The following is a 2,238-nucleotide window of genomic DNA, read 5'->3' as shown; positions in this document are numbered from 1 at the left end:
CGGTGGTCCGGCGGGTCCATGAAGATGATGGATCTCATCTCCTCGGAGATGCCCTTGCGCACCATCGCCAGGTCGCAGCCACGGCTTGACGAGTAGGTCTCGTAATCCTTGAGCGCCGCGGCCACGTCCTCGTGGCGGGTCAGCGCGTAGAAGTCCTCTTTCTCGTCGTAGTAGAGCGGAGCGTCCTCCCGCATTCGTCGGTAGATGTCGAATGGGTCGGTGAAGAACTCCTCGGAGAACGGATCAAAGACGACCTTTGGTTTGGTCATTTCACCCTCCTCACCGCTCAGTGAGCGGCGTACAGCGTTACGACGGAATGCTCGACTGTAACGCTAACGGTAGCCGGTTCGTGGCGTGCCGAAAAGACCTCATCTGACTCCCGAAATTGCCGCATTGATGGCGTCGTCGAGCGTGCCCAGGTCGCTGCCCAATTGCGCGGCGACGCGCCTGACCACTGCGACATCTTTGCCGACGAATTCGCCGGCCGTTTCGATGAAGGAGGCCACGGATCCGCCGGCCGCGACGATGTCCAACACGCGGCTCGCCGCGCTCCCGTGTGGCAGAGCGGTGAGCAATGCGGATTCCTCGACTCCGAGCCGCGCCGCGAGCTCGACGGAGTTGGCGAGCAACCCGATATGCGCGGCGAACAGCGCATTGTTGACCAGCTTCACCTTCTGGCCGGCTCCCAACGGGCCGACATGCAGGATCGGGTCCCCGTAACAGCTCAGTACCGGACGGACTCGCGCCACCGTGTGGTCGGCACCGCCGACGAACAGTGTCAGTTCACCGGCCGCCGCGTTGTGCGGGCTGCCGCTGACCGGCGCGTCCACCACGTCGACGTCATGCCGGCGCGCGCGCTCGGCGATGGTCTCGACGGTGTGGGGGCTGCCCGTGGTGTGCAGCACCACAGCCGAGCCGGAAGGCATCGCCGCGGCCAGACCGTCGGTCAGGCAGATTTCGCGCACTTGTTCGTCGGTGAACACGCAGATCACCACCACGTCGGCGGCCGCGCCCACCGCCGCGATCTCGTCCACCGCTTCGGCACCCAATTCCGCGATGGCTGAGCGCTTCTGGTCCGACCGACCGAGCACGTTGACATCGTGACCGGCAGCGACCAGACGGCCCACCATGGGACGGCCCATCCGTCCAGCGCCGACGAATCCGATTCTCACCGTGGGTGTTCCATGAGTGACAGCGTGGCATCGGCGGCCTCCAGCACAACCCCGCCGGCAGCGGTCGCGGAGTCCGCGACGTCGGCGAGCAAACGGACGTCCTTTTGCAGCAGTGCGCCCGCCATGCCGGCAAGCCGCTCCAAACCGGCACTATCGCCGCCAAGAACGTTGAGCGCAAAGCTATTACCGCTACCACGGGAGATGACTTCGCTGAGGCGGTCAGGCAAGACGCCGAGCGCCTCGCCGAGCGCCAATGTGGCGGCCGCCGTCCCCAGGTTCGCGGTGAACAGCAAGTTGTTCAACAGCTTGGTGGTTTGCCCCGAGCCCAGATCGCCCAGGTGCACGATCGGGTCGGCATAGCTCTCGAACACCGGACGACACCGCTCGATGACGTCGGCGTCGCCGCCGACCATCACCAGCAGACGGCCCTCGGCAACGGCCGGCGCGCCACCACTCACCGGCGCATCGATAACCGAGATACCCTGTGCAGCAGCTTTATTGGCCAGTTCGTGACAGGTCCTGGGGTGTACGGTGCTGTGCACGGCGATCACGCCGCCGGGCTTGAGCCCGGCCAGCACTCCGTCGTCGCCGCTGGTGATCTCCTCGACGTCGGTGTCACCCACCACGCACAGGCAGACGAGATCGCTGGCGGCGGCGAGTTCGGCCGGCGATCCGGCGACCTTGGCGGCGGTGCCGGCGAACGGTTCAAGTGACGTCAGGCGGCGCGCCCACAGCGACGTCGGAAACCCGGCTTCAATGATCCGTCCGGCCATCGGGCCGCCCTGGCTGCCCAACCCAATGAACCCGACGTGCATCAGCCAGCCTCCAAACCGGGTAACTTGCTGGGCTTTTGAGCATCCACGCATTCGTCGGCGAACGAGAGAACCGTCGAATGGTAGGCCGCGGCCGTATGGCCGAGGCTGATGTTGTGGCCGGCATCGCTGTGTTGGTTGATCTGGAACCGCGGTACACCGGAAAACATCGACGCGATCTCGGCCTGCGCCGGCGGATCGGACTGCCACACCTTCTCGTGTTCGGCGATGCTGAACTGCACCGGCACGCGCAC

The 2,238-nt window shown here is 65.6% G+C and carries 1 protein-coding gene and 3 pseudogenes; all 4 read right to left on the bottom strand.

Annotation, left to right across the window (positions count from 1 at the left end; all coding sequences use genetic code 11):
• Window positions 1-269 (bottom strand): annotated as a pseudogene (locus tag VGH54_RS28315) (cytochrome P450); the annotation flags it as partial.
• A 99-nt stretch (window positions 270-368) separates the two neighbouring features.
• Window positions 369-1,199 (bottom strand): annotated as a pseudogene (locus tag VGH54_RS28310) (NAD(P)-dependent oxidoreductase); the annotation flags it as partial.
• On the bottom strand, window positions 1,169-1,987 hold the full coding sequence (locus VGH54_RS28305; RefSeq protein WP_331515471.1) for an NAD(P)-dependent oxidoreductase: 819 nt from the start codon (window positions 1,985-1,987) through the stop codon (window positions 1,169-1,171). The pseudogene VGH54_RS28310 and the gene VGH54_RS28305, both read right to left, overlap by 31 nt.
• Window positions 1,987-2,238, bottom strand: a pseudogene (locus VGH54_RS28300) (alpha/beta hydrolase); the annotation flags it as partial. The gene VGH54_RS28305 and the pseudogene VGH54_RS28300, both read right to left, overlap by 1 nt.

Origin of the sequence: Mycobacterium sp., assembly GCF_036488105.1 — a bacterium.
In the GTDB taxonomy this organism is placed as follows: domain Bacteria; phylum Actinomycetota; class Actinomycetes; order Mycobacteriales; family Mycobacteriaceae; genus Mycobacterium.
This window is presented reverse-complemented; position numbering and strand designations above follow the sequence as displayed.